This window comes from Lapidilactobacillus dextrinicus DSM 20335, from assembly GCF_001436095.1.
Classification (GTDB): Bacteria; Bacillota; Bacilli; order Lactobacillales; family Lactobacillaceae; genus Lapidilactobacillus; species Lapidilactobacillus dextrinicus.
In genome coordinates this window covers 221,908-244,902 of sequence record NZ_AYYK01000001.1, presented here as the reverse complement: position 1 = coordinate 244,902, position 22,995 = coordinate 221,908, and the positions used below count along the sequence as shown (strand labels likewise).

Below are 22,995 nucleotides of genomic sequence, written 5' to 3'. Positions count from 1 at the left end.
TAATCAATATAGGAAATTTGAATTGAATCGATTTAAAAAAACTAAATAAAGGGTTTTATTTTATAAAACGGTATGGTATTATTCAAATACAAAAGTTATTAAAACTATAAGCAAAAAAATAAAAAGTATTTCACATATAAAGGAGAGATCGATCATGGCTCGGAAAAAAACAATTATGAAGAATGATATTTTAAATGCAGCAGTTAATTTAGCAATGCGTGATGGCTTTCAAAATTTCACAGCACGTAAAATTGCCGATGAATTGAATTGTTCAACACAACCCCTATATTTAGAGTTTGAATGCATGGATGATTTAAAACATCAGTCAATTATTAAAATCCAATCTTATTTACAAAAACATGTTTTCAACCAACACTACCATGAAGATCCTCTGATTGATTTAGATTTAGCATATATTCATTTTGCTTGTGAACAACCAATGTTATATCGAACATTATGGATTGAAGATAAAGAAAGCATTACAGAAATGAAGCAATTTGCTTTAAACATAGGAACAACTCGCTTTGCTAAACGCACTGACGCTGCAGATCTATCGGCTGAAAAAATTTATCGGATCTTAACCGGCAATTGGATTATTGTTAATGGGATTGCTAATTTGATTTCCAGCGGCTATGCTCGTATGTCGAAAACGCAGGTTGTTGAAATCTTACAAGCACAACTAGACGATTTTATTTACAACGATCGGTTTAATCCTGCTAATGAAATTGAAGATGATTTTGAGTTCCAAGTTGCAAACTAATCTAAAGGATTGAGAAGCTTTAAAGCTTCTCAATTTTTTTATTTTAAATTAAAAACGAACTATTTTGTGCAATTACAATTTAATTGTACGACAATTTACTTGAAAATGATTTTGATATCCGTTACTATATGTTAGGACGTTAATAAAAACAAACGATAGGTGAAAACATGCAAACTTTTGATTATGAAGATATTCAATTAATTCCCCAACGGTGTCAGATAGCTTCTCGTGAAGATGCAGATACCTCTGTTCAATTAGGAAAATATCGGTTTAAGATTCCCGTGGTTCCAGCTAACATGCAGACAGTTATTAACGATGAAATTGCAATTTGGTTAGCTAGTCATGGCTATTTTTACGTGATGCATCGCTTCGAGCCCGAAACGCGGATGGCTTTTGTTGAAATGATGCACGAACGTAACTTGTATGCTTCAATTTCTGTTGGGGTTAAACCAGAAGAATATACATTTGTCGATCAATTAGTTGCACAACAAAATCAACCTGAATTTATTACAATTGATATTGCTCATGGACATGCTGATAGTGTTATTGAAATGATTCAATACCTCAAAAAGGCCATGCCTAATTCATTTGTGATTGCGGGTAATGTTGGGACACCGGATGGCGTTCGCGACTTAGAACAAGCTGGCGCAGATGCAACTAAAGTTGGTATCGGACCTGGTCGTGCGTGCATTACCAAACTTAAAACCGGTTTTGGGACCGGTGGTTGGCAATTAGCAGCCTTAGAGTGGTGTAGTCGTGTCGCTACCAAACCAATTATCGCCGATGGTGGTATTCGAACTCACGGTGATATTGCTAAGTCTATTCGCTTTGGAGCAACCATGGTGATGGTGGGCTCAATGTTAGCTGGTTTTGAACAGTCACCTGGTGAAGAAGTTGATCATGCTGGTCAGACGTATAAAGCGTACTTTGGCTCAGCTTCCCAATATCAAAAGCAAAGTTCTCACCATGTTGAGGGTAAAAAGGTGCTGATCCCCCTTAAAGGTGACCTGCGCGATGAGTTAACCGCAATGCAAGAGGATTTACAATCGGCAATCTCTTATGCTGGTGGCCGTGATTTAACCGCCTTAACTACGGTAGATTATGTTCAAGTACCACATACGATTTATAATGGTGATCATGATTAATTACAATAAAAAGATACTAGCGTATCAAAAATAATGGGTTAGTATCTTTTTTACCGTTTTAATAAAAAATAACCTCTGAGAAATTTTCTCAGAGGTTATTTTAGTCCTGTGATTGTTTTTTTTGTGCTAATTTTTGTTGATGGTGTTCTATTCGTCTTTGGCGCAAACGTTTAGCAACTTCACGCTGGTCCTTACTAAACGTATAACGAGAAGTGGCGTAGTTAAGAATACCAACCAAAATTTGATCAATGACTTTGGCTGTAAAGCTAGATAAGTTCAAGCCTGTAATACAAATGAACATAATGGCTGAATCGGCCAATAAACTAATACCACGGAAAAAGAAAAAAGCAATTAATTCAGTTATTAAAGCATAGCCAGTGGAGTATTCTGATTTAAACACTAATGATTTGTTGGTGAAAAAACCAAAGACCACTGATATTAACCACGCCAAAGTGTTAGCAAACATATAGTGGGCGTGAAAAGTTGATTTAATCACCATAAATGAAACGATGTTAATAACTGATGCTAGAAATCCAAAAAAAGTATAACTAACAAAATCACGGTGATTTTTAAAAAAAGTATGAAGGTTATTCATACTTATTAACCATTAGCGTTGGCTTTAGCAACTAATTCTTTAACAAAAGTATCCAAATTCTCAATATCTTCAGCTTCAGCAGCTAGATCAATCTTAACGCTCTCAGCACCTTTAGTAGCACCGGTTTGTGCAAAAGTATGGTCGAAATCGTCGACTGTAGCGCAGAAGTGATCACCATAGAAACGATCCCCTGAACCACAAGTTCCATAAATTTTACCGGTTAAGTCTTCTTCTTGTAAATCGTCGTAGAAGTCTTGGGCTTCATCAGGAATTTCGCCTTCGCCGTCGGTATAAGTGGCGACCACACAAATATCAACATCCTCAAAATCACTTGCATCGGCTTGAGAAGCTTCAGTTGTATCAACTTCAACGCCTAAATTTTCAAATTGTTCTTCCATAATTTGCGCAATTTCTTCATTATTTCCTGTCATACTTGCATAAACGATCTTAGCTGTTGCCACGTGCGTAACCTCCAGTGTCCTAATAGTACCCATTATAGCTTGCTTAATCATGTTTGTGGATAATTTCTATGAAATTATACCAAAAAATAAGATTTAGGCAAAATTGACGATATATTTGACGATATATTTAAGGATGAATTGTCAAAAAATAACTAAGTTTGTTAATAATCGCTTAATAAAGCAGACATTTTCTGAAAAACTGGCTAGAATGTAATTAATAAATAAAATAGGTGAAGAGATAAATGATTATTTGGTTAAATGGACCTTTTGGTGTTGGTAAAATGCAAGTAGCTACTGAATTACAACGACGAATTAACGGTGCTATCTTGTACCATCCAGATGATATCGGGCGGTTATTAACAAAACAATTACCGCAAACCTTGCAAAAGGCAAATTTTGAAGATTATCCAGAGTGGCGGCAATGGAATTATCAACTTTTGAAAAAAATCGCGACTTCGACGCAACAAACGATTATTGTACCGATGACAATTTCTAAGCAACAATATTTTGACGAAATTGTCGGTGGTTTACAAAATGAAGGCATTACCGTCCGTCATTTTACCTTGGCAGCAACGCCTGAAGTAATTGCTAAGCGTTTAAGACAACGTGGCAATTTGAATAACGTTTTTACATTGTCTCATTTAAAGCAAGTTGCTGAACAAACAGAGACACCACAATTTGCTGAGATCTTGGACACAAATGAGATGACGATTGTTGAAATTGCGAACACGATCGCTAAGCAATGTTCCATTAGAATTAAGCCAGCGATAACAAATCCGGTTTTACAAGGCCTAGTTCAGTTTGGTACCGGTGTTCGTCAACGATTCCATTAATAATGGAGGTAGTATGATGTTAGTGAAGCAGTTTAAGACGTTAACCGTCCGTCTTTATCAAGGCGACATTACCAAAAGCCAAGCTGAAGCGATTGTCAATGCAGCTAATCCGCAAATGATTCCCGGTGGTGGCGTCGATGGCGCTATTAATCGTGCTGCTAGTTTACAATTAGCACCGTTACAAAAAAGCTTAGGGCCAATTGCCGTTGGTGAAGCGGTATTAACGCCGGGTTTTAACTTACTTGCAAAATATATTATTCATACTGCTGGGCCAATTTGGCACGGTGGTGACTCAAGAGAGCCAGAATTACTAGCACAATGTTATCAAAGCTGTTTAGCGTTGGCTAACCACCATCAACTAACTAGTATTGCTTTTCCCGCCATTAGTACAGGCGTTTATCATTTTCCTGTGCAACGTGCAGCTGTAATTGTTTATGATGTGTTAAAGTCATTAGCAGCTCAATCAACTTCTGTGCAACAGGTTGATTTGGTTAACTTTGATGCGAGAACAGCTCAGATTTATGAAGCAGTTTTTAATGAGAATCAATAATTAACTTAAATAAAAAGACTGAAAGCGAATTATTTTGCTTTCAGTCTTTTTATTATTTATTAACAACGACTTTAGTACCAAAAGGAATATTATCATATAACCATTTGGCATCAGGTACGGAGAGACGAATACAACCGTGGGAAGCAGGTTTGCCAAGCTTTTGAGCTTCTGCAACCTTATAGTTGCCAGCTGTATCAGTGGGAACGGTATGGAATAAGTACACCCCATGATTTAACCAAGAAACCCAATAATTGGCGCCTTCACTAAGACTATTGTTATAAAATGATTCGCCACGTTCTTGAACGGCAAATGTTCCGGTTGGCGTGGTGTTATCCATACCAGCTGAGCAAATCATAGTATAAAGTCGTTTATGAGTTGTCTCGTCGTCAAGATAGACGCGTTGTTTTTTAAGTGAGACAGTTAATTTATATGTTCCAGTTTGTTTAAGTGTGGGATAAGTGCCACCAGTAGGATGTTTCCAAAGATTCAAAGCTGCCTTCTTTTTAGCAGCGGCTGCTTTTTTAGCGGCCTTTTTTAGCGCAAGGGCTTTTTGACTAGCTTTTTTGGAACTGGCTTTTTTAGCGGTTGCTTTTTTTTGAGTGAGAGCTACTGTTTGCGCGTGGGTAGTAGCTTGAGCGCGATAAATCTGCCATCCTAAAAGTGAGATGACGGCAATCATTGCAACAATGATTGTGGTGATCAATATACGATCTTGTTTTCTCAAACTAATTCCTCCTGCGTGAACAACGAACACGATGCTAACAATAAATTTATTTTAACTGACACTGAACAATTTGTAAATTGATCGAAATATGGGAGAACGGGTTATTTTTTAAAGCTTCAACTTGTTCAAGTGGTGCTTGCCACTCTAATGGTGACATCTGTAATAGGTCAGTAAATGCTTCATTATTGGTCAACTCGAATTGATAATTAAGTTCTTGCTGTTTTAAAATGGTGGCCACTTCGCCTAAATGTTTCATCACGGGCTCATTAGAATAATTCTCTTTATCAGCACCATTAAAGAAAGCCTGACGCAGTTCATGCAAGTAGTTGGGACCAGGGATGACCTTGATAAAAGTACCATCGGTAGTTAGTACTCGCGCAAATTCACGATAATGAGAAGGTGAAAAAATATTTAAAATTGTCGATGTTGAGTGATCGGCAAAAGGTAAGTTAGTTAGATCAGCAACGCACCAAAAAGTATTGGAAACTTGTTGCTGGCTTGCAAGGTAGATACCGTCTTTAGAAATATCAAAGCCAATTTTAGGACCATTTAAGCCTCGTTGTGCTAATTGAGTTAGTAAGCCGCCTTCACCACAACCAACGTCGATTGTTAGTTGATTATCGGCAGGTAACCACTCGCTAATGAGATCTAACATAGGTTTAAAAATACCACGTTGAATCATCCGTCCACGAGCAGCTAACATTTCAGTAGTGTACTCGGTTTTAATTTGCTTTTGTAAAAAATAAAGCGTTCCTTTTTTAGATAAGTCAAACTGGTGATGATCTGGACAGATAAGACTTGTCTGCTCAGCTGTCATTGCTTGATGACAAATTGGACAGCGAAAAACTTGGGGATAGGTTGCTAAGAAATTAGCGCCTTGTGTAATTTTTTTAATGGTCATTGTTATTCCTCACTTAATTAGAAATAATTGTAACATGAAAACAGGCTAAGATTATCTGCTAAAGTTAATCTTAAAGAAAAGCCATGTTATAATTTAATAGATTGAAGATGCTTAAAGTGGAGCAAGCCAATGATAAACTTTGAAATGATTCATAACTATGTAGTTGAACAAATGGCACAAGATCATTCTGGACACGACGTCGCGCATATTGAGCGGGTTGTAAATTTAGCACGTCATTTGTTAAAGCGTCAACCTGAAGCACATCAAGAAATAGTGCTGGTTGCTGCAGCAACTCATGATATCTTAGATGATAAATTAGTTGCTGATGTGGTGGCTAAGCGCGCAGAGTTATTAACTACTTATCAACAGTCAGGACTAACTGCTAAGCAAATTGCGGCAGTTTTAGATATTATTGATCATATGTCCTACTCTAAAAATCTTAAAACGCACTATCAACTAACACTTGATGGTCAAATCGTTCAAGATGCTGATCGGTTGGATGCTTTAGGTGCCATTGGAATTGGACGTACTTTTTATTATGGAGCTCACACTGGCGCACCGATGTATGATCCAAAGATTGCACCGCGAACTGAATTAAACAAGGCGGACTATCGACAACAATCACCGGTTATCAATCACTTTTACGAGAAACTCTTTAAACTAGGTGATTTGATGAATACAGAGGAAGCAAAAATAATCGCGGCTCAACGAATTCGCTTTATGCAGGAATTTGTTCAAACATTTAAAAATGAGTGGGAATTTGATGATTAGCAGGGACAAATTTCAGATGAAATAACCACAATTTATGGTGGAAAGTGATTGAAAAAATACTATATCTTGTGTAAGATTGAGAATGGTTTTATTTAGAAATATGCCATCGATATAATTAGTGATCGCCCGGCAAAATGAATGGTAAGATAGACGGTCAAGTCTTAAAAAGAATGGAAAGAACGTGATGACAGTTTTAGTACTCAGTGGTGCAATTGGCGCAGGTAAATCATCATTAACAGGAATGATTGCCAAGGAATTAGGAACAAAAGCTTTTTATGAAAGTGTGGATGATAATCCAGTTTTACCACTTTTTTATGCTGATCCAAGTAAGTATGCTTTTCTTTTACAAATTTACTTCTTAAATACTCGTTTTCACAGTATTAAAGCAGCTTTACAAGATGACAATAATGTTTTAGATCGTTCAATTTATGAAGATGCGTTGTTTTTCCAGATGAATGCGGATATGGGACGCGCTAATCAAACCGAAGTTGCAATCTATAAAGATTTATTAGGTAACATGATGGAAGAACTTAAAGGCATGCCTAAGAAAAATCCTGACTTGCTTGTTCATATTGATGTTTCCTATGACACCATGATTAAACGGATTACAAAGCGTGGTCGTTCTTATGAACAAATTCAAACGGATCCGTCATTGGTTGATTATTATCATAGATTATTGGATTATTATGATCCTTGGTACAAGAATTATCAGTATTCGCCAAAAATTCGGATTGATGGTGATCGTTATGATTTTGTTGAAAATCCTAAAGATCGCGAAATCGTCATGGGTCAAATTAAAGACAAGTTACATGAAATGGGCAAAATATAGCCTCGTCGATTGTTGCTCGTCAATCAGTTAACATTTTTCGTTGCTTGATATAAATAGATAAAGCGTTGAGCGGTTTGTGCGAACAAACAGGCGCAGCGCTTTTATATTTTTTATCTTGCGGTATAATTAACATAACATTAAACGGAGGCAATATATTGATTACATTAAAATCCCCACGTGAAATTGAAGGTATGCGCAAATCTGGTGCACTTTTAGCAGCAGTTCATGTTGGCTTACGTGACATTATTAAGCCTGGTATTTCATCAATGGAAATTGAAAAATTTGCAGATAATTATATCACCAGTCATGGTGGTATTCCTGGCGAAAAAGGTTTTGAAGGTTACAAATATGCTACTTGTGTTGCGGTTAACGACGAAGTTGCCCACGCAACACCACGCCAAAACTTAATCTTGCATAACGGCGATTTGGTTAAAGTAGATATGACTGTAACCCTTGATGGTTATCAAAGTGATTCTTGCTGGAGCTATGCTGTTGGTGAGGTTAGTCCTAAGATCCAAAAATTAATGGATGTTACTAAAAAAGCATTGTACTTAGGTATTGATCAAGCTGTTGTTGGTAATCGGTTAGGTGACATTGGTTACGCCATTCAACATTACACAGAAGATGAGAATGGTTATGGCGATGTACGTGATTTGATTGGTCATGGTATTCAACCAACCATGCATGAACAACCTAATGTTCCTCATTATGGCGAACCTCATAAAGGCTTGCGTCTTAAAGAGGGCATGACAATTACGATCGAGCCAATGATTAACGAGGGTACTTGGCAAATTATGGCTAAAGAAGTCAGTGACCCTAATGATTCTTGGGAATATTACGTAACAGCTGATGGTGGTTGGTCTTGCCAATATGAACATACTTTAGCTATCACTAAAGATGGTCCGAAGATTTTAACTTCACAAGATCCTATTGCAGATGCTAAATATTTATAAGCTCGATTTCTAATTTGCTGATATCAGCCAACCTTGAAATTTCAAGGTTGGCTTTTTATATTTTACTGATTGCAAATAATCAGTTAATCTTGAAATAAGATAAAAAATAAAAGAGGGGATAAAATGGCGACCGCATTAAACTCGAATCAAATCGGCAAAATGAAACAATTAATTTTAGATAATCCTCAGCTAGAAGGTTTAGTATTAGGTACTGGTTCATTAAAACCGAAATTTGTTTTAGTGGCAGAAGCACCTGGTAAAAAAGAAATTGAACTAGGTCGCGGATTCGTTGGTCCGTCGGGACAAGAATTACAACAGTGGTTAGATTATCTTGGCGTAACGCGAGAAGAAATTTATATGACCGCGACAGTTCGGGCTCGTCCGTTTCGCGAGAAAAATGATTCTAAGCGGGATCGGCCACCGACTAAAAAAGAGATTAAAGATTTTGCGCCGTTTTTGGATGCAGAGTTAGCACAATTGGATAGTGATGTTATGGTTGTGCTGGGGAATACGGCATTACATCGATTGTTAGGATCGGACTATAAAATTTCAGAAGTACACGGACAAGTTATTAAGCATGAAATTTTAGAATATCGACCAACAACTGGTAAGCTTGAATTCGGAACAAAAGTGTGGGCGATCATACCATTATTTCATCCATCATTTATTCGACGCTTTGCCAAACAAAATCGGCCATTGGCTAAAGCTGACCTAGTTAAGTTAAAAGCATATTTTGCAGATAAATAAAAAAGCAGCCATCACGACTATCGTGATGGCTGCTTTTATGAGAAATGGGCCCCCTCGGAGTCGAACCGAGATTTCAAGAACCGGAATCTTGCGTGCGATCCATTACACTAAGGGCCCATAACATTAAACATTTTACCTAATAATTGTCTGAATAGCAAGTATAATCAAAATTTCACTTACTTGATCAGGTTCTATTACGATCTGAAAATTTTTTTCTTGTAAGTTGCATAATCTAGTGATATATTATGTTCAAGGTTGATTTCGCGCTTTTATCAAGGGATTCCTTTGCTAAAAGTATCGATTAAGATCTTACTAATGTAGTTTCTCGCTGTTATTAAAACCGAGGGGCTGCATTTTTTTGTGTGCTTTTTCTGAAAATTAGTAAAAAATGCAAAAAAATAGTGCTGCTGTAAAAACAGCAGCACTATGTTGGCTAAATTAATCTTCACTACCAAGTAAATACTTTGAGCAAAGTGCAGCTAAAATGGCACCAACTTCAGGAGCAAGGATATATAGCCAGATATGCTTCAATGCTGAACCACCAGCAAAGATGGCGGGGCCAAATGAACGTGCTGGGTTTAATGAAGCACCAGTCAAGTTCAAAGCAAAAATAATCAAGAGTGATAATGTTAAACCGATAACAACACCAGCACGAGCAGCGTCACCATGATCTTTACTTGTCACATTGATAATAACCATCAAGAACAAGAATGTTGCTAAGACTTCAACAAGGAAGGCAATGCCAGTTGAGATCTTAGGGAAATCAGTTTGTCCAAGTTGATTAGTTGGCAAGCTTAAAGCACCAACGAAAATCTTAACGAACAATGAAGCAACTGTAGCACCAAGTACTTGTGAGATAATGTAAGCAATGGCATCAGTTGCAGAAATACGGCGATTAATCAACATAGCAGTTGTTACTGCAGGATTGAAATGACCACCAGAAATGCCGCCAAAAGCATAGGCAGAGACAGTAATTGCCAAACCAAATGCTAAAGCAATTGTCAAAACGTTGCCCTTAGCAATGACAACTGAGCTTGTTCCGATGAAAACAAGCATGAATGTACCTAGAAACTCTGAAATATATTTGCGCATAAGATAAGTTCAACCTCCAAAAAATGAATACTTATTGCAATAACCATTATCAATCATAACGCTCATTAAGTAAAGTTAAATACTATCTTAAAAAGTGCTACAGCGCATTTAAACAAAATGATAAATGTGCGATGATAGTAAGTGATAGCTAGTTTAAGCGGTGTTAACTATGTTAAAATAGATCAGTTATCTTTGACAAAAAAATAAAAAATTTGTCAGGTTATTTCTGAAAATAAGTAACATTATGAAAAATATTAATCGAGGTAAGCAAAATGACTAATCACATTGCATTATATCAACCCTTAATGCCAGCCAATACTGGTAATATTGCCCGAACTTGTGCAGCAACGGGAACTGTTTTACATTTAATTCGGCCTTTAGGTTTTCAAACTGACGATAAGCATTTGAAGCGGGCCGGCTTAGATTACTGGGATAATGTCGAGATCGTTTATCATGATGATCTAGATGCCTTTTTACAAACAATTCCAGACGATCAATATTTATATTTAATTTCTAAATTTTCTGAAAAAGTCTACAGTGATGTCGATTTTAGCGATACTGATGTTGATCATTACTTCTTATTTGGTAAAGAAACAACTGGTTTGCCAGAAGACTTTATGCGGGAAAATACTGAAAAATGTTTACGTATTCCAATGACTGACAAAGTTCGTGCTTTGAACTTATCAAACACTGCGGCATTAGTGATCTATGAAGCTTTGCGGCAACAACAATTTGCTGGCTTAGAACTGACGCATCGTTACGAACATGACAAACTTAAATAGTATTGTCAGGATGAACTTTGTCTGCTTCTGTTAGCGTACGAAGGGTGAGTTGAAATATATTATGGCAGCAGCCAAAAAGAAGCAACGAAAAAAAACAACTAAAACAACTAAAACAACTAAAACAACTAAAACAACTAAGAGAACACCAACGACTAAAAAGAAACGTGCTAGTCGCTCAAAAAAACAGAATAATTATCAATTAAATATTACCGGTTTCTTTTTTGCGTTAATTGCTATCTTAGCAATTTTCCGCTGGGGCTTTTTAGGTAATTTATTTGCCAACTGTTTTCGCATTTTTGTTGGCGATACTTATATTGTCGCTGCGACGATTTTCGGCATGCTGGGCTTATACCTCTTAACGATTGGTCATTGGCCTCACGACTTACCGCTTAAACGATTATTGGGTATGTTTTTAGTTTATTTAAGTACTTTATTGTTAAATACGGAAATCTTTTTCACCCATCTGAATGTCCATAGCCAATTTACGCAATCAATCTGGGTCTCGCTTAAGGCTGATTTTCAGCGCGGACAAGTAACTGAAGCAGTCGCAGGTGGCATGATTGGTGGTTATTTATATCGAGCCACTTATTTCCTGTTAAGTAATTGGGGAACCATTTTAATCGCGATCATTGGGATAATCGCTGGCGTTTTGCTGTTTACAATGATTCCGTTCCGCGATGTTACACAGGCAGTGTTAACGGTCGTTAAGGGATTGGGTAATTTTACACGTTCACTTGGCGGGCGGCTCAAGAATTTCAGTGCTAATTTCTTTGAAGAAGGCGATCAACCGATTGATGATCATCAATCAATGCCTTCAGAAGACGAAGAATTCTCGGTTAGCGGTGCTAATAATTCGAATTCGCAGGGGCAATCTTCCGTTGACCAAATCATGCAGGATCAACAATTGGCCGCTGTTCCTACTAAACACCAAAATAGTCAAGAGCCTGAAGAAACTGCCGAAGGTCTACCTAAGCCTCATGATGGTTTTGATGTCCACTTTTCACCAACTGGTGCTGCTGTTACCACGGCTCAAACGAATCCGTCACAAGATAAGGTAACGCCAACATCAGCTCAACCAACGCCGACGAAGACAATTGATCCTCAAACTGGTGAGATTTTACCTGCGAAGGCTGAACAGACTGTTACACACACTGATTATAGTAATTATCAATTACCGACTTCTGATTTGTTAAGTGTGATTCCACCAACTGATCAAAGTGGCGAAGTGGCCTTAATTCAGAAAAATCGCGCTACCTTAGAGCAGACCTTTAAGAGTTTTGGCGTGGATGTCAAAGTGATCCATGCAGATTTAGGACCAACGGTTACGAAATATGAAGTTAAGCCTGGCATGGGTGTCAAAGTTAATAAGATTGTTAATTTGGCTGATGATTTGGCTTTGGCATTAGCCGCTAAGGATATTCGGATTGAAGCACCAATTCCTGGCAAACCTTATGTGGGAATTGAAGTGCCGAACCGAACGGTAGCCACAGTTTCGTTTAGAGAAGTGATCGAAAAGCAACCGATGCACCCTGGTAAAATTCTGGAAGTGCCCTTGGGTAAGTCAGTCACAGGTGAGGTTATTACAGCTAATTTAACCAAGATGCCCCATTTACTGATTGCCGGTTCAACTGGTAGTGGTAAGTCAGTGATGATTAATGTAATTATCACTAGTATTTTAATGCGGGCGCGTCCTGATGAAGTTAAGCTCATGCTCATTGATCCCAAAATGGTTGAATTATCTGTTTACAATGATATTCCGCACTTGCTATTACCCGTAGTCACCAATCCCAAGAAGGCTGCGAATGCTTTAAATAAAGCAGTTAGCGAGATGGAAGATCGTTATCAACGTTTTGAAGCAGCTGGTGTTCGTGATATTGATGAATATAATGAACTTGTTCGTGAAAACAACGCTGATAAAAACAAACCAATGATGGACGAAATGCCTTTCATGGTAAATGTTATCGACGAGTTAGCGGACTTAATGATGGCTGCAGGTAATGAAGTTGAAACAGCAATTGTTCGACTGGCTCAAAAAGCGCGGGCTGCTGGTGTGCATTTAATTATCGCAACGCAGCGACCATCTGTTGATGTCATTACTGGTTTAATTAAGGCCAACATTCCGTCACGAATTGCATTTGCTGTTTCTAGTGGGATTGATTCCCGAACGATTTTAGATGCGAACGGTGCTGAGAAATTATTAGGACGTGGCGACATGATGTTTTCACCAGTTGGTCTATCTAAGCCGATTCGTATTCAAGGTGCCTATATTTCTGGGCGTGACGTCCAAAAGATTATTGATTTCGTTAAGGAACAGCAAACTGCTGATTATGATCAAGACTTGATTGCACACGTCAATGATGTCACTGAAGACGATCATCAACAAGAACATGATGAGCATTTCCAAGAAGCAGTTGAATATGTGATTCAAGAGAAAAAAGCAAGTACATCAATGATTCAGCGCCGGTTTAGAATTGGTTACAATCGGGCTGCTTTAATTATTGAAGATATGGAACAAGTTGGTGTGGTTGGTCCGTCTGAAGGTAGTAAGGGCCGTAAAGTATTATGGGGATTAGCTAATTATCAACAGTATTTTGGCCTCAATAATCCAGAAGCACCTAACTCTGATGAGTATTTATCATAAAATGAGGATTAATTTTGCAAAAACAAATCGTATCTGGTGTTAATTTAAATATTAATCGTACTAAACGTTGGCAAGCTAATGTACTAACTTGCCATTTTGTTGGCCCAGCTGCTAACGCTAGTCAAACAGCTTTGACCTTATTAGCCCGATTATTAAGCCGTGGGTGTCAAGCTTATCCACAAAATGATCAATTGAATTTAGCTTTGGCTAGACTTTATGGTGCTAATTTGCGCGTTGAGCATCAATTGTTAGGTAACTGGCAGGATTTATATTTTGAAATTAGTTATGTCGATCCTGATCATAATGGTGAGATTGGTCTCCAAGCATTATCATTACTCAAACAACTCGTCTTTGAGCCACTTTTTAAAGTGGCTCATTTTGGCATTCAGGCGTTTGATCTTGAATATCAAGCCTTAAAAAATGAATTAACCGATTTAAAAAATGATCATGATTTTGAAGCTTATGCTTTAACCAAGGTGGCTTTCTTTCATGAAACTTATGCCCAACAACCAACTATTGGTTCATTAGCAGAACTGGCTCAATTGGATTATCAACAGTTAGCCACACTTTATCAACAACTTGTAAACAATTGGCGAGTCGAGTTATTTGCTTCAGGGCAGTCGTTACCTGATAACGAAACTTTAAGCGATTGGAATTTTACAGCCCGCTTAGGTCAGTTGCCTGAAGTTGCTGTTGCTCAACAACATGTTGCACTGCAAAAAATAGAACGGGAAGTCGTTGGGCAGCAAACCCACTTAACATTAGCTTATCAATTACCTAAGTTAGTTCAGGCTGATAACCATGATCGTGATGTTTTACGTGTTTTAGTTGCTTATCTTGGTGGTGATGAACAATCATTATTATTTAGACAAGTGCGAGAAAAACATGGCTTAGCCTATGACGTTAGTGCGCGTGATGATTTGCTATTAGGTTGGCTAGTGATTGAAGCAGGCGTTGATGCTACACAGATTTCGTCAGCACTGGCGGCAATTCAAACAGTCATTGAGCAGGCTGCCCTACAAATCGATCAACAGTTATTAACTGCAGAGGCTAATAACTTATTGAATCAACAAATACGTTCATTAGATAGTATTCACTTTCAACAATCACGCCTATTTCGCAATGCCTTATTTCCAGAACGCCAGCGTGATTTACAACAAATCACAGCTTCGTTACAACAGGTTACGACTGAAGAATTACGAGCACTCGCTGCCCAATTACAACTAAAAGTTGTAACCATTGTTAAAAATAGTCAGGCGGTGCAATCATGAAAGAATTTACTTTAGCAAATGGCTTAACCGTTCAACTGATTAATAAACCGGGTTTTAAGAAACAATTTGCAACAGTGATGATTGATTTTGGTGGTGTTGATCAACAGTACCTTTTTAATAATGAATTGCGAACTTTACCGGCTGGCACAGCGCATTTCATTGAGCATCAATTATTTAATAAAATTGAAGGGGATATTAGCCACCAATTTTCAAAAAATGGCGCTGAGACTAACGCCTTCACGAGTCCTTCTAAAACGGCCTATTTCTTCAATAGTACTGGTCAATTAACCGCAAATTTGGATTTATTGGCACGCTTAGTGGGACAACCGTATTTTCAAGTCGATAGTGTGACTCGAGAACGGCAAATTATTGGTCAAGAATTGAGTTTGTACCAGGATCAACCAGATTTTCAATTAGAAACCGGTTTGTTGCAGCAATTATATGGTCATGAACATCCGATGGCGATTGATATTGCAGGGACGCTTGATTCGTTACAACAGATTACACCTGAAGTCTTATACGCGGCGTATCAAGCCTACTATCAACCGCAAAATATGAAATTATGTATTGTGGCCGATTTAGAAGGCCAAGAACTGACTGATTATTTTAATGACTCTGCCAATCTCTGGCAGCAGTTAACACCGTCCAAACATTCAGCACCATTGATAACAACAGCGTCCCCAGTTCCCAGTTCAATTGTTCAACAGCAAGTAACGTCATTAGAATTGACCAATAATAAATGGTCATTGGGTATTATGACAGCTAATGACGCTTCAAAAGCTGCACGTATTTTGCAGCAATTGGATTTAGATTTGATTCTAACAACTTTATTTGGTGAGACGTCTCCGATTTTTCAAACTTGGCGTCGACAAGGATTGGTTGATGATAGTTTTCAATTCCAAACAACGTTAGAACGTCAATACAGTCATATTGTTTTTACGGCTAATACTGATGCAGGTGCTACTTTAACACAACAAATCACGCAGATTTTGCAACAACTAACGGTAGAGCAGTTAGCAAATTATTCGGCTGTTCAACAATTAATGGTGGGTAATAGTTTATTTGCTGAAGATGATTTGGGGAGTATTTGCTTAGAAAATATTGAATTAAGTTTTTATGATGATAGTTGGCAAAAATTTGGAACCAGATTGCGTCAGCGTACGCTGGCTGACAGTTTAGCAAACGTGCAGCAACTATTAGCAATAAGTTATCTACGTTCATATTTATTGTTAGGAGGTCAAGATCATGCCTGAATTCAAAAGAGCGTTAGTTTTTGGAGCATCCGGAAATATTGGTCAGTCAATTTGCCAAACTTTGGCGACAGCTGGATGGTCCTTGGTCATGCAATACCATCATAATCAGGTTGTAATTACAGAATCAATTACTGAATTACAGCGCCAATTTCCAGAACAGGAATTTCAGAGCTTGGCCTTGGATTTTTGCCAACCAAATTTGAATTATACTGATATTTTAGCTGGTTGCGGTGATTATCAAGCACTTGTTTTTGCACAAGGTACTACTGATTATCAGTTATTTGTTGAAACAAGTGACCAGCAAATTCGTGATCTATTTCAACAACAATTATTTACGCCGATGAGCCTGATTAAGACGGCCCAAAATCGATTACAGCAACATGCCCATAGTCGGATTGTTTTTATCGGATCAATCTATGGCGGCGTCGGTAGCGCAATGGAAGTTGCTTATAGTTCGGTTAAAGGCGCGCAAAGTAGCTTTGTCAATGCTTATGCTCGTGAAGTTGCTGCTAATGGGTTAACTGTTAATGTCGTAGCGCCTGGGGCAGTCAATACAAAAATGAACGCAGAATTTTCTGAGGATGATCTTGATGAATTAGCTTTAGAAATTCCTGTCGGACGAATGGCACAACCAAATGAAATTGCCATTTGGGTTAAAAATTTATTGGCAACTGAGGCTGATTATTTAACTGGTCAGACGATTTATGTTGATGGTGGTTGGCTTAAGTAATCCTGAATAATAAGATAATCTTAATTGGTCCGCCTTAGCGGATATGATATAATTAAGAACGATAATAGCTGGTGGTGAAATTTAGCAATGGATGAAGTAGGTAAGAGATTACGCAGTGCCCGGATTGAAAAAGGGTACACGTTAGATGATCTTCAACAAATTACGAAGATTCAAAAACGTTATTTACTCGCACTAGAACAAGGAAAGTTTGATGAACTTCCTGGTGATTTTTATGTGCGCGGTTTTATTAAGCAATATGCAACAACTGTTGGTTTAGATGGTGAAGAAATCGTTAACGATTATGAAGCCCAAACACCAGCAACTCGCCCTCGTGACTATGAACAAGGGGTTAGTAAGACACGTACTGCAGGTCATCGTAATAATTCTGTTGGCAAGTGGTTACGTGATAATTTAGGTAAGGTCATTATTGGTTTAGTTGCCTTAGTGATTATTGCTAGTTTGTATTTTTATGTTTCCCGATTGGCTAATCAGCCCAAGACACAGATCCCAGATCAAAGTTCTAAGGTTGTTTCGTCTAAAAAATCTTCAGCAAGCAGTAGTTCACAAAAGAGTTCTAGCTCAAGTTCAAGTGCACAGTCTAGTTCTAAAAAAGATGGACTATCTGTTAAACAAGCTGGCGATGCTAATACCTTTACCGTTAAGAATTTACCATCAGGTAGCAACAAGTTAGTTGTTACGGCAACTAAACGTGCTTGGGTAATGGTTACAGTAACCGGTGGTACCGGTAGTACTTGGCAAGCAGTTTTGACTGAAGGTCAATCGCATGATATTGTCATTCCTAATGGTGTGACGACTATCGCTGTTCGCATGGGCAATGCTGCTGAGACAACCCTAAAGATTAACGACAAGTCAGTACCAATTCCCGCTGATGCAACATCTGTTCAGAACTATACATTGAATTTTGAATCAAACAATTAGAGGTTAGCCGAAAATGAATTTACCAAATAAGTTAACAGTTTTTCGTATCATTCTTATTCCCATTTTTATGTTATTGCTAGCTATTAACTGGCAATGGGGACAATTAAGTGTTGGTGGGGCTGATATTCCCATGCAACAATTTATTGCGGCAATTGTTTTTATCGTTGCCTCTTTAACCGATATGCTAGATGGTAAGTTAGCACGTCGTGATCATTTAGTCACCAACTTCGGTAAATTTGCTGATCCATTAGCAGATAAAATGTTAGTCATGACGGCTTTTATTTTCCTCGTTTCTTTGGGAAAAGTTCCTGCTTGGGTGGCAGCCATCATTGTTTGCCGTGAATTAGCAGTGACAGGGTTGCGACTTTTAATTGTCGAACAAAATGGCCAAGTGATGGCCGCAGCAATGCCTGGTAAGATTAAAACTACTACACAAATGTTGGCAATTATTTTCTTATTATTAAATAATATCTTCTTTGCAGCTGTCGCGATTCCTTTTGGAGAAATTATGTTATACATTTGCTTGTTCTTTACAATTTATTCAGGAGCAGATTATTTCATTAAGGGACGTTATGTTTTTAAAGATACTAATGATTAATTGTGTTATTAGCTGATGATTACTCATCAGCTTTTTTATTTTCGAAGAAATTAGTTAGCGCAAGCTTTTTAGCGTTAACTGCCGTACAATGAGTTCGTTATTTGTTTTTAGATTTCTAAAAATAAAACGGACTTTTCGGGTATTTATCAACGGAGGGTAAATTATGAATGCAGAAATTATTGCTGTGGGAACAGAAATGTTATTAGGAGAAATTGTTAACACTAATGCCCAATATGTTGCTAAATTATTGGCACGTTATGGTGTACCATCTTATTATCAAACGGTTGTTGGTGATAACAGTCAACGATTAACCGAAACCATTCAGTTAGCCGAAACACGGAGTGATATTATTTTTTTAATGGGTGGTTTAGGACCAACGTTAGATGATTTAACCAAGCAAACATTAGCAAAACATTTAGGATTATACTTAAAAACAGATGCTAAGGCAGTCGCTAAATTAAAAGCTTGGCAACAACAAACGCAAAAGAAAATGCCCGCTAATAATCTCGCACAAGCCTATTACATTGATCATGGCGAAGTTTTAAGTAATCAAGTTGGCCTAGCAGTTGGTAGTTTCCTTAGTTGGGAAAATCATCACTATTTTATTTTACCAGGACCACCACGAGAACTAATTCCCATGGTTGATCAAGCAGTAGAACCGAGATTAGCTCAGTTAGTTGGTGTTCAGCAGGTTTTTGCTTCAAAGATGTTACGTTTCTTCGGTATTGGCGAGAGCTTTATTGCAGATCAATTACAAGATCTAATTGCCCAACAACAAAACCCAACCATTGCAACTTATATTAAGGATTATGAAATTGGCGTTCGAGTTACGGCTCGCGCTAGTTCAAAATTGGCTGCGGCAGCAATCTTAGCTCCAGTGGTTCAGGAAATAAAGAAACGCTTAGCTGATTATTATGTTGGTGAAGGCGAGAATCGTCGATTAAGTGATGAGGTTGTCGACCAATTGAAGGCAAAGCAGCTAACAGTAACCGCTGCAGAAAGTTTAACGGCCGGTTTATTTCAGGCAACATTAGCATCAGTAGCCGGTGCTTCGGATGTTTTTCCTGGCGGTTTTGTCACTTATGCTAATCAGGTGAAATCAGAATTATTAGGCATTGCACCTGAGGTCATTGAACAAAACGGGGTTGTTAGTTTGGAGATTGCCCAGCAAATGGCCCAATTTGCTGCTTTGAAATTGAAGACTAATTTTGGTCTTGGTTTCACCGGGGTGGCGGGACCAGATGAGCTTGAAGGTCAACCAGTAGGAACGGTATTTATTGCACTAGCAAATCAGCAGCAGACCATTGCGGTCCAAGAATATCATTTCTCAGGTAAGCGTAATGAGATTCGTAATCGTGCGGTTGAAGCTGGCTTAAAAATGCTGTATGATCATTTAAATAATAATTAGAACATTTGTTCGCTAAATACTTGCCTTTTCCTAAAATAATCGGTAAAATTAGTAATGGATTAAAAATAGAGAATTTTATTGAGTAGTAAGCGTGTTAATCAAAGTTTAACCAGCATCATAACTGTCAAAGGAGACTATTATGGCTAAAGATGAACGTCAAGCAGCTTTGGATGCTGCATTAAAAAAGATTGAAAAGAATTATGGTAAGGGTGCCGTTATGCGCATGGGCGATAAAGTCGATACGCAAATCGAAACAGTATCAACTGGTTCATTAGCGCTTGATAATGCATTAGGTGTTGGTGGCTATCCTCGCGGCCGGATTGTTGAAGTATATGGTCCTGAAAGTTCTGGTAAAACAACAGTTGCTTTACATGCCGTTGCTGAAGTTCAACGTAATGGTGGCACAGCAGCATATATTGATGCTGAAAACGCAATGGATCCTGCTTACGCCACTGCTTTAGGCGTTAACATTGATGATTTATTGCTATCACAACCTGATACTGGAGAACAAGGACTTGAAATTGCTGATGCCTTAGTTACCAGTGGAGCAGTGGATATTATTGTTGTGGATTCAGTGGCTGCATTAGTTCCGCGTGCTGAAATTGAAGGTGAAATGGGCGATGCCCATGTCGGCTTACAAGCTCGTTTAATGTCCCAAGCTTTGCGTAAGCTTTCTGGTAAGATTAACAAAACGAAAACAATTGCGATTTTTATTAATCAAATTCGTGAAAAAGTCGGTATTATGTTTGGTAATCCTGAAACAACACCAGGTGGTCGTGCTTTGAAATTCTATGCAACAATTCGTTTGGAAGTTCGTCGAGCTGAACAAATTAAAGATGGTACGGATATTATTGGTAACCGTGTCAAAATTAAAGTTGTTAAAAATAAAGTTGCACCACCATTTAAGTTGGCAATTGTCGATATTATGTATGGTCAAGGAATTTCACGTACGGGTGAATTGATTGATATGGCCGCAGATAAAGATATTGTTAAGAAAAGTGGCTCTTGGTACTCATATAACGACGAACATATCGGTCAAGGTCGGGAGAATGCTAAGCAATACTTGGTTGATCATCCAGATATTGAAGCTGAAATTCGACAAAAAGTTAGAGCAGCTTATGATATGGACGGTTTAGCCGCTGATGCAGCAGCGTCAACTGATGTAGACGATAAGGTTGAGGAAACAGATTTGTTGTCTGATTAGGCTAGCCGTTATAGCGTTGATATATTTTCATAGAAGGATAATAAAGCCTGTGAATACAGGCTTTATTTTTTTATAACGGGCTGTTCTATTGGTTGCTTGATTGACACTGATATTTATTAAAGCTAAAATATTCTTGTGTAGATAATCTTTAAAAAATTTAACATCTTTAAAATTTACTTTAGTATTTTTTGATGATACGGAGGTATAGTGTATGGGAACATCAGCACTAATAATCCTCGTGTTTGTCGTCATCGGACTAGCTGTAGGTGCAGTTGCGGGTTATATTTTCCGACAAAACACCTATGAAAAGAAAATAACTGAGGCTAAGTTAACAGCTGAAGATATTCTGGCAAAAGCTAATCAAGAAGCTAAAACCGCCAAGAAAGAAGCACTACTCGAGGCTCGTGAGGAAAGTCATAAGTATCGGACTGACATCGAAAATGAGCTGAAAGAACGTCGTAATGAAGTACAACGTTCTGAAAATCGTGTTTTACAACGCGAAGAGACCCTTGATCGCAAGGATGATGTTCTCGATAAGAAAGAAGCCAATCTTGATGATCGTGAGACTCGTTTAACTACCAAGCAAGCAGAGGTTGAAACGCAACAGGCTAATGTTGAAAAGATCGTTGCACAACAACAAGCAGAATTAGAGCGAGTTGCTGGGTTAACGAAAGATCAAGCACGTCAGGAGATTACTGATGAACTTCGTGAGCAATTAACCCATGAACGTGCTGTCATGATTCGTGAAAGTGAAACAACTGCTAAACAAGAGGCTGACAAAAAAGCACGTAGTTTAATTGTTGATGCTATTCAGCGTAGTGCAGCAGATCTTGTTACTGAAAATACTGTAACAGTTGTAACGCTTCCTAATGATGAGATGAAAGGTCGAATTATTGGTCGTGAAGGCCGTAATATTCGCACTTTAGAAACGTTAACGGGTATCGATTTGATTATTGATGATACACCAGAAACGGTCGTTTTGAGTGGCTTTGATCCAATCAGACGGGAAATTGCACGAATCGCATTAGAGAAGTTGATTCAAGACGGCCGGATTCATCCAGCTCGAATTGAAGAAATGGTCGAAAAAGCACGTAAAGAAATGGATGAACGCATTCGTGATTTAGGCGAGCAAGCTATTTTTGAATTAGGAATTCATTCAATGAACCCTGATTTAATCAAGATAATTGGTCGTCTTCATTTCCGGACAAGCTATGGGCAAAATGTGCTCAATCATTCCATTGAAGTAGCAAAATTATCTGGGGTTTTAGCGGCTGAACTTGATGAAGACGTAGTTTTAGCAAAACGCGCAGGATTATTACACGATATAGGTAAGGCAATTGATCATGAGGTAGATGGTTCTCATGTTGAAATTGGGGTTGAATTAGCAACAAAGTATCATGAACCACCGGTCGTAGTTAACACAATTGCATCACATCATGGTGATGTTGAACCAACATCACCAATCTCAGTGATTGTTGCTTCAGCAGACGCCATTTCTGCAGCACGACCTGGTGCACGTTCTGAATCGTTAGAAAATTATATTCATCGTTTGGAAAAATTGGAAAACATTGCCAACGCCCATCATGGTGTTGATCATAGTTTTGCAATTCAAGCAGGTCGAGAGATTCGAGTTGTGGTTAAACCAGATAAAATTTCTGATGATCAAGCAACAATCTTAGCTCGTGATATCAAGAATCAAATTGAACAAGAGTTGGAATATCCAGGTCATGTTAAGGTAACGGTTATTCGCGAGACACGAACTATTGAATATGCTAAATAAGATCGCATTTAAAGAGTTGGGACATGAT

General features: G+C 38.1%; 23 protein-coding genes. 18 read left to right on the top strand and 5 right to left on the bottom strand.

All coding sequences use genetic code 11. The features are described 5' to 3' along the window. Positions 1-154 precede the first annotated feature (154 nt). Positions 155-760, top strand: coding sequence for a TetR/AcrR family transcriptional regulator (locus FC84_RS01215; protein ID WP_057754116.1), 606 nt, complete (start codon positions 155-157; stop codon positions 758-760). Positions 761-927: 167 nt separating this feature from the next. Then, positions 928-1,905 (top strand): GMP reductase, encoded by a 978-nt coding sequence (locus FC84_RS01210; RefSeq protein WP_057754114.1) that lies wholly within the window; start codon positions 928-930, stop codon positions 1,903-1,905. Positions 1,906-2,005: 100 nt separating this feature from the next. Here the strand turns inward: FC84_RS01210 and FC84_RS01205 are convergent, their stop codons facing one another. Together FC84_RS01205 and FC84_RS01200 are read right to left on the bottom strand one after the other, a co-directional pair. Continuing rightward, positions 2,006-2,500: a GtrA family protein gene (locus FC84_RS01205; RefSeq protein ID WP_057754111.1), complete on the bottom strand. Its 495-nt coding sequence runs from the start codon at positions 2,498-2,500 to the stop codon at positions 2,006-2,008. Positions 2,501-2,505: 5 nt separating this feature from the next. Next, positions 2,506-2,961, bottom strand: coding sequence for a flavodoxin (locus FC84_RS01200; protein ID WP_057754108.1), 456 nt, complete (start codon positions 2,959-2,961; stop codon positions 2,506-2,508). A 242-nt stretch (positions 2,962-3,203) separates the two neighbouring features. Here FC84_RS01200 and FC84_RS01195 point away from each other — a divergent pair, with 242 nt between their 5' ends. Both FC84_RS01195 and FC84_RS01190 read left to right on the top strand, forming a co-directional pair. Further along, positions 3,204-3,794, top strand: a complete 591-nt coding sequence (locus FC84_RS01195; protein WP_057754105.1) for an AAA family ATPase — start codon at positions 3,204-3,206, stop codon at positions 3,792-3,794. Positions 3,795-3,810: 16 nt separating this feature from the next. Then, the gene (locus tag FC84_RS01190) at positions 3,811-4,344 is read left to right on the top strand and encodes a macro domain-containing protein (RefSeq protein ID WP_057754102.1); all 534 of its coding nucleotides are present in this window, start codon (positions 3,811-3,813) and stop codon (positions 4,342-4,344) included. Between the two features lie 52 nt (positions 4,345-4,396). Here FC84_RS01190 and FC84_RS01185 read toward each other — a convergent pair whose 3' ends face one another. Both FC84_RS01185 and FC84_RS01180 read right to left on the bottom strand, forming a co-directional pair. Next, the gene (locus tag FC84_RS01185) at positions 4,397-5,068 is read right to left on the bottom strand and encodes a L,D-transpeptidase (RefSeq protein WP_225733076.1); all 672 of its coding nucleotides are present in this window, start codon (positions 5,066-5,068) and stop codon (positions 4,397-4,399) included. A 46-nt stretch (positions 5,069-5,114) separates the two neighbouring features. Continuing rightward, positions 5,115-5,969, bottom strand: coding sequence for a methyltransferase domain-containing protein (locus FC84_RS01180; RefSeq protein WP_057754099.1), 855 nt, complete (start codon positions 5,967-5,969; stop codon positions 5,115-5,117). 129 nt (positions 5,970-6,098) lie between these two features. On the opposite strand from FC84_RS01180, the gene FC84_RS01175 reads away from it, so the two are divergent. From FC84_RS01175 to FC84_RS01160, 4 genes are all read left to right on the top strand, one after another. After that, positions 6,099-6,740 carry an HD domain-containing protein gene (locus tag FC84_RS01175; RefSeq protein WP_057754097.1) on the top strand — a complete coding sequence of 214 codons (642 nt, stop codon included), beginning with the start codon at positions 6,099-6,101 and terminating at the stop codon, positions 6,738-6,740. Between the two features lie 184 nt (positions 6,741-6,924). Next, positions 6,925-7,569: a deoxynucleoside kinase gene (locus FC84_RS01170; RefSeq protein WP_057754094.1), complete on the top strand. Its 645-nt coding sequence runs from the start codon at positions 6,925-6,927 to the stop codon at positions 7,567-7,569. Positions 7,570-7,724: 155 nt separating this feature from the next. Then, positions 7,725-8,522, top strand: coding sequence for a type I methionyl aminopeptidase (gene map / locus FC84_RS01165; protein ID WP_057754090.1), 798 nt, complete (start codon positions 7,725-7,727; stop codon positions 8,520-8,522). A gap of 123 nt (positions 8,523-8,645) precedes the next feature. Beyond that, a complete protein-coding gene (locus FC84_RS01160; protein WP_057754088.1) occupies positions 8,646-9,269 on the top strand; it encodes a uracil-DNA glycosylase in 624 nt (207 codons plus the stop codon). 438 nt (positions 9,270-9,707) lie between these two features. Here the strand turns inward: FC84_RS01160 and FC84_RS01150 are convergent, their stop codons facing one another. Continuing rightward, positions 9,708-10,361: an MIP/aquaporin family protein gene (locus FC84_RS01150; RefSeq protein WP_057754085.1), complete on the bottom strand. Its 654-nt coding sequence runs from the start codon at positions 10,359-10,361 to the stop codon at positions 9,708-9,710. A 272-nt stretch (positions 10,362-10,633) separates the two neighbouring features. On the opposite strand from FC84_RS01150, the gene trmL reads away from it, so the two are divergent. From trmL to rny, 10 genes are all read left to right on the top strand, one after another. Next, positions 10,634-11,143, top strand: a complete 510-nt coding sequence (gene trmL, locus FC84_RS01145; protein WP_057754082.1) for a tRNA (uridine(34)/cytosine(34)/5-carboxymethylaminomethyluridine(34)-2'-O)-methyltransferase TrmL — start codon at positions 10,634-10,636, stop codon at positions 11,141-11,143. Between the two features lie 61 nt (positions 11,144-11,204). Beyond that, positions 11,205-13,784 carry a DNA translocase FtsK gene (locus FC84_RS01140; RefSeq protein WP_083479487.1) on the top strand — a complete coding sequence of 860 codons (2,580 nt, stop codon included), beginning with the start codon at positions 11,205-11,207 and terminating at the stop codon, positions 13,782-13,784. A 14-nt stretch (positions 13,785-13,798) separates the two neighbouring features. Next, complete coding sequence (locus FC84_RS01135; RefSeq protein WP_057754079.1) at positions 13,799-15,055, top strand: M16 family metallopeptidase; 1,257 nt, start codon at positions 13,799-13,801, stop codon at positions 15,053-15,055. Next, a complete protein-coding gene (gene yfmH, locus FC84_RS01130) occupies positions 15,052-16,308 on the top strand; it encodes an EF-P 5-aminopentanol modification-associated protein YfmH (protein WP_057754076.1) in 1,257 nt (418 codons plus the stop codon). Before FC84_RS01135 ends, yfmH begins: the two co-directional genes overlap by 4 nt. Continuing rightward, the gene (gene ymfI, locus FC84_RS01125; protein WP_057754073.1) at positions 16,301-17,038 is read left to right on the top strand and encodes an elongation factor P 5-aminopentanone reductase; all 738 of its coding nucleotides are present in this window, start codon (positions 16,301-16,303) and stop codon (positions 17,036-17,038) included. The genes yfmH and ymfI overlap by 8 nt, the downstream gene beginning before the upstream one ends. A gap of 87 nt (positions 17,039-17,125) precedes the next feature. Beyond that, positions 17,126-17,977, top strand: coding sequence for a helix-turn-helix domain-containing protein (locus FC84_RS01120; RefSeq protein ID WP_057754070.1), 852 nt, complete (start codon positions 17,126-17,128; stop codon positions 17,975-17,977). Between the two features lie 13 nt (positions 17,978-17,990). Continuing rightward, a complete protein-coding gene (gene pgsA, locus FC84_RS01115; protein ID WP_057754067.1) occupies positions 17,991-18,575 on the top strand; it encodes a CDP-diacylglycerol--glycerol-3-phosphate 3-phosphatidyltransferase in 585 nt (194 codons plus the stop codon). A gap of 163 nt (positions 18,576-18,738) precedes the next feature. Beyond that, positions 18,739-19,983: a competence/damage-inducible protein A gene (locus FC84_RS01110; RefSeq protein WP_057754064.1), complete on the top strand. Its 1,245-nt coding sequence runs from the start codon at positions 18,739-18,741 to the stop codon at positions 19,981-19,983. A 139-nt stretch (positions 19,984-20,122) separates the two neighbouring features. After that, positions 20,123-21,187: a recombinase RecA gene (recA, locus tag FC84_RS01105; RefSeq protein ID WP_057754062.1), complete on the top strand. Its 1,065-nt coding sequence runs from the start codon at positions 20,123-20,125 to the stop codon at positions 21,185-21,187. Positions 21,188-21,398: 211 nt separating this feature from the next. Beyond that, positions 21,399-22,967, top strand: a complete 1,569-nt coding sequence (gene rny / locus FC84_RS01100) for a ribonuclease Y (RefSeq protein WP_057754059.1) — start codon at positions 21,399-21,401, stop codon at positions 22,965-22,967. The last annotated feature ends 28 nt before the right edge of the window (positions 22,968-22,995 follow it).

Bases quoted from the DNA above. Each gene is read 5' to 3' on its own strand.
- FC84_RS01205 (WP_057754111.1), bottom strand. From the start codon at position 2,500: ATGAATAACCTTCATACTTTTTTTAAAAATCACCGTGATTTTGTTAGT.
- FC84_RS01210 (WP_057754114.1), top strand. From the start codon at position 928: ATGCAAACTTTTGATTATGAAGATATTCAATTAATTCCCCAACGGTGT.
- ymfI (WP_057754073.1), top strand. From the start codon at position 16,301: ATGCCTGAATTCAAAAGAGCGTTAGTTTTTGGAGCATCCGGAAATATT.
- FC84_RS01195 (WP_057754105.1), top strand. From the start codon at position 3,204: ATGATTATTTGGTTAAATGGACCTTTTGGTGTTGGTAAAATGCAAGTA.
- FC84_RS01140 (WP_083479487.1), top strand. From the start codon at position 11,205: ATGGCAGCAGCCAAAAAGAAGCAACGAAAAAAAACAACTAAAACAACT.
- FC84_RS01110 (WP_057754064.1), top strand. From the start codon at position 18,739: ATGAATGCAGAAATTATTGCTGTGGGAACAGAAATGTTATTAGGAGAA.
- FC84_RS01150 (WP_057754085.1), bottom strand. From the start codon at position 10,361: ATGCGCAAATATATTTCAGAGTTTCTAGGTACATTCATGCTTGTTTTC.
- trmL (WP_057754082.1), top strand. From the start codon at position 10,634: ATGACTAATCACATTGCATTATATCAACCCTTAATGCCAGCCAATACT.
- yfmH (WP_057754076.1), top strand. From the start codon at position 15,052: ATGAAAGAATTTACTTTAGCAAATGGCTTAACCGTTCAACTGATTAAT.
- FC84_RS01190 (WP_057754102.1), top strand. From the start codon at position 3,811: ATGTTAGTGAAGCAGTTTAAGACGTTAACCGTCCGTCTTTATCAAGGC.
- FC84_RS01215 (WP_057754116.1), top strand. From the start codon at position 155: ATGGCTCGGAAAAAAACAATTATGAAGAATGATATTTTAAATGCAGCA.
- FC84_RS01175 (WP_057754097.1), top strand. From the start codon at position 6,099: ATGATAAACTTTGAAATGATTCATAACTATGTAGTTGAACAAATGGCA.
- pgsA (WP_057754067.1), top strand. From the start codon at position 17,991: ATGAATTTACCAAATAAGTTAACAGTTTTTCGTATCATTCTTATTCCC.
- FC84_RS01160 (WP_057754088.1), top strand. From the start codon at position 8,646: ATGGCGACCGCATTAAACTCGAATCAAATCGGCAAAATGAAACAATTA.
- FC84_RS01170 (WP_057754094.1), top strand. From the start codon at position 6,925: ATGACAGTTTTAGTACTCAGTGGTGCAATTGGCGCAGGTAAATCATCA.
- rny (WP_057754059.1), top strand. From the start codon at position 21,399: ATGGGAACATCAGCACTAATAATCCTCGTGTTTGTCGTCATCGGACTA.
- recA (WP_057754062.1), top strand. From the start codon at position 20,123: ATGGCTAAAGATGAACGTCAAGCAGCTTTGGATGCTGCATTAAAAAAG.
- FC84_RS01180 (WP_057754099.1), bottom strand. From the start codon at position 5,969: ATGACCATTAAAAAAATTACACAAGGCGCTAATTTCTTAGCAACCTAT.
- FC84_RS01120 (WP_057754070.1), top strand. From the start codon at position 17,126: ATGGATGAAGTAGGTAAGAGATTACGCAGTGCCCGGATTGAAAAAGGG.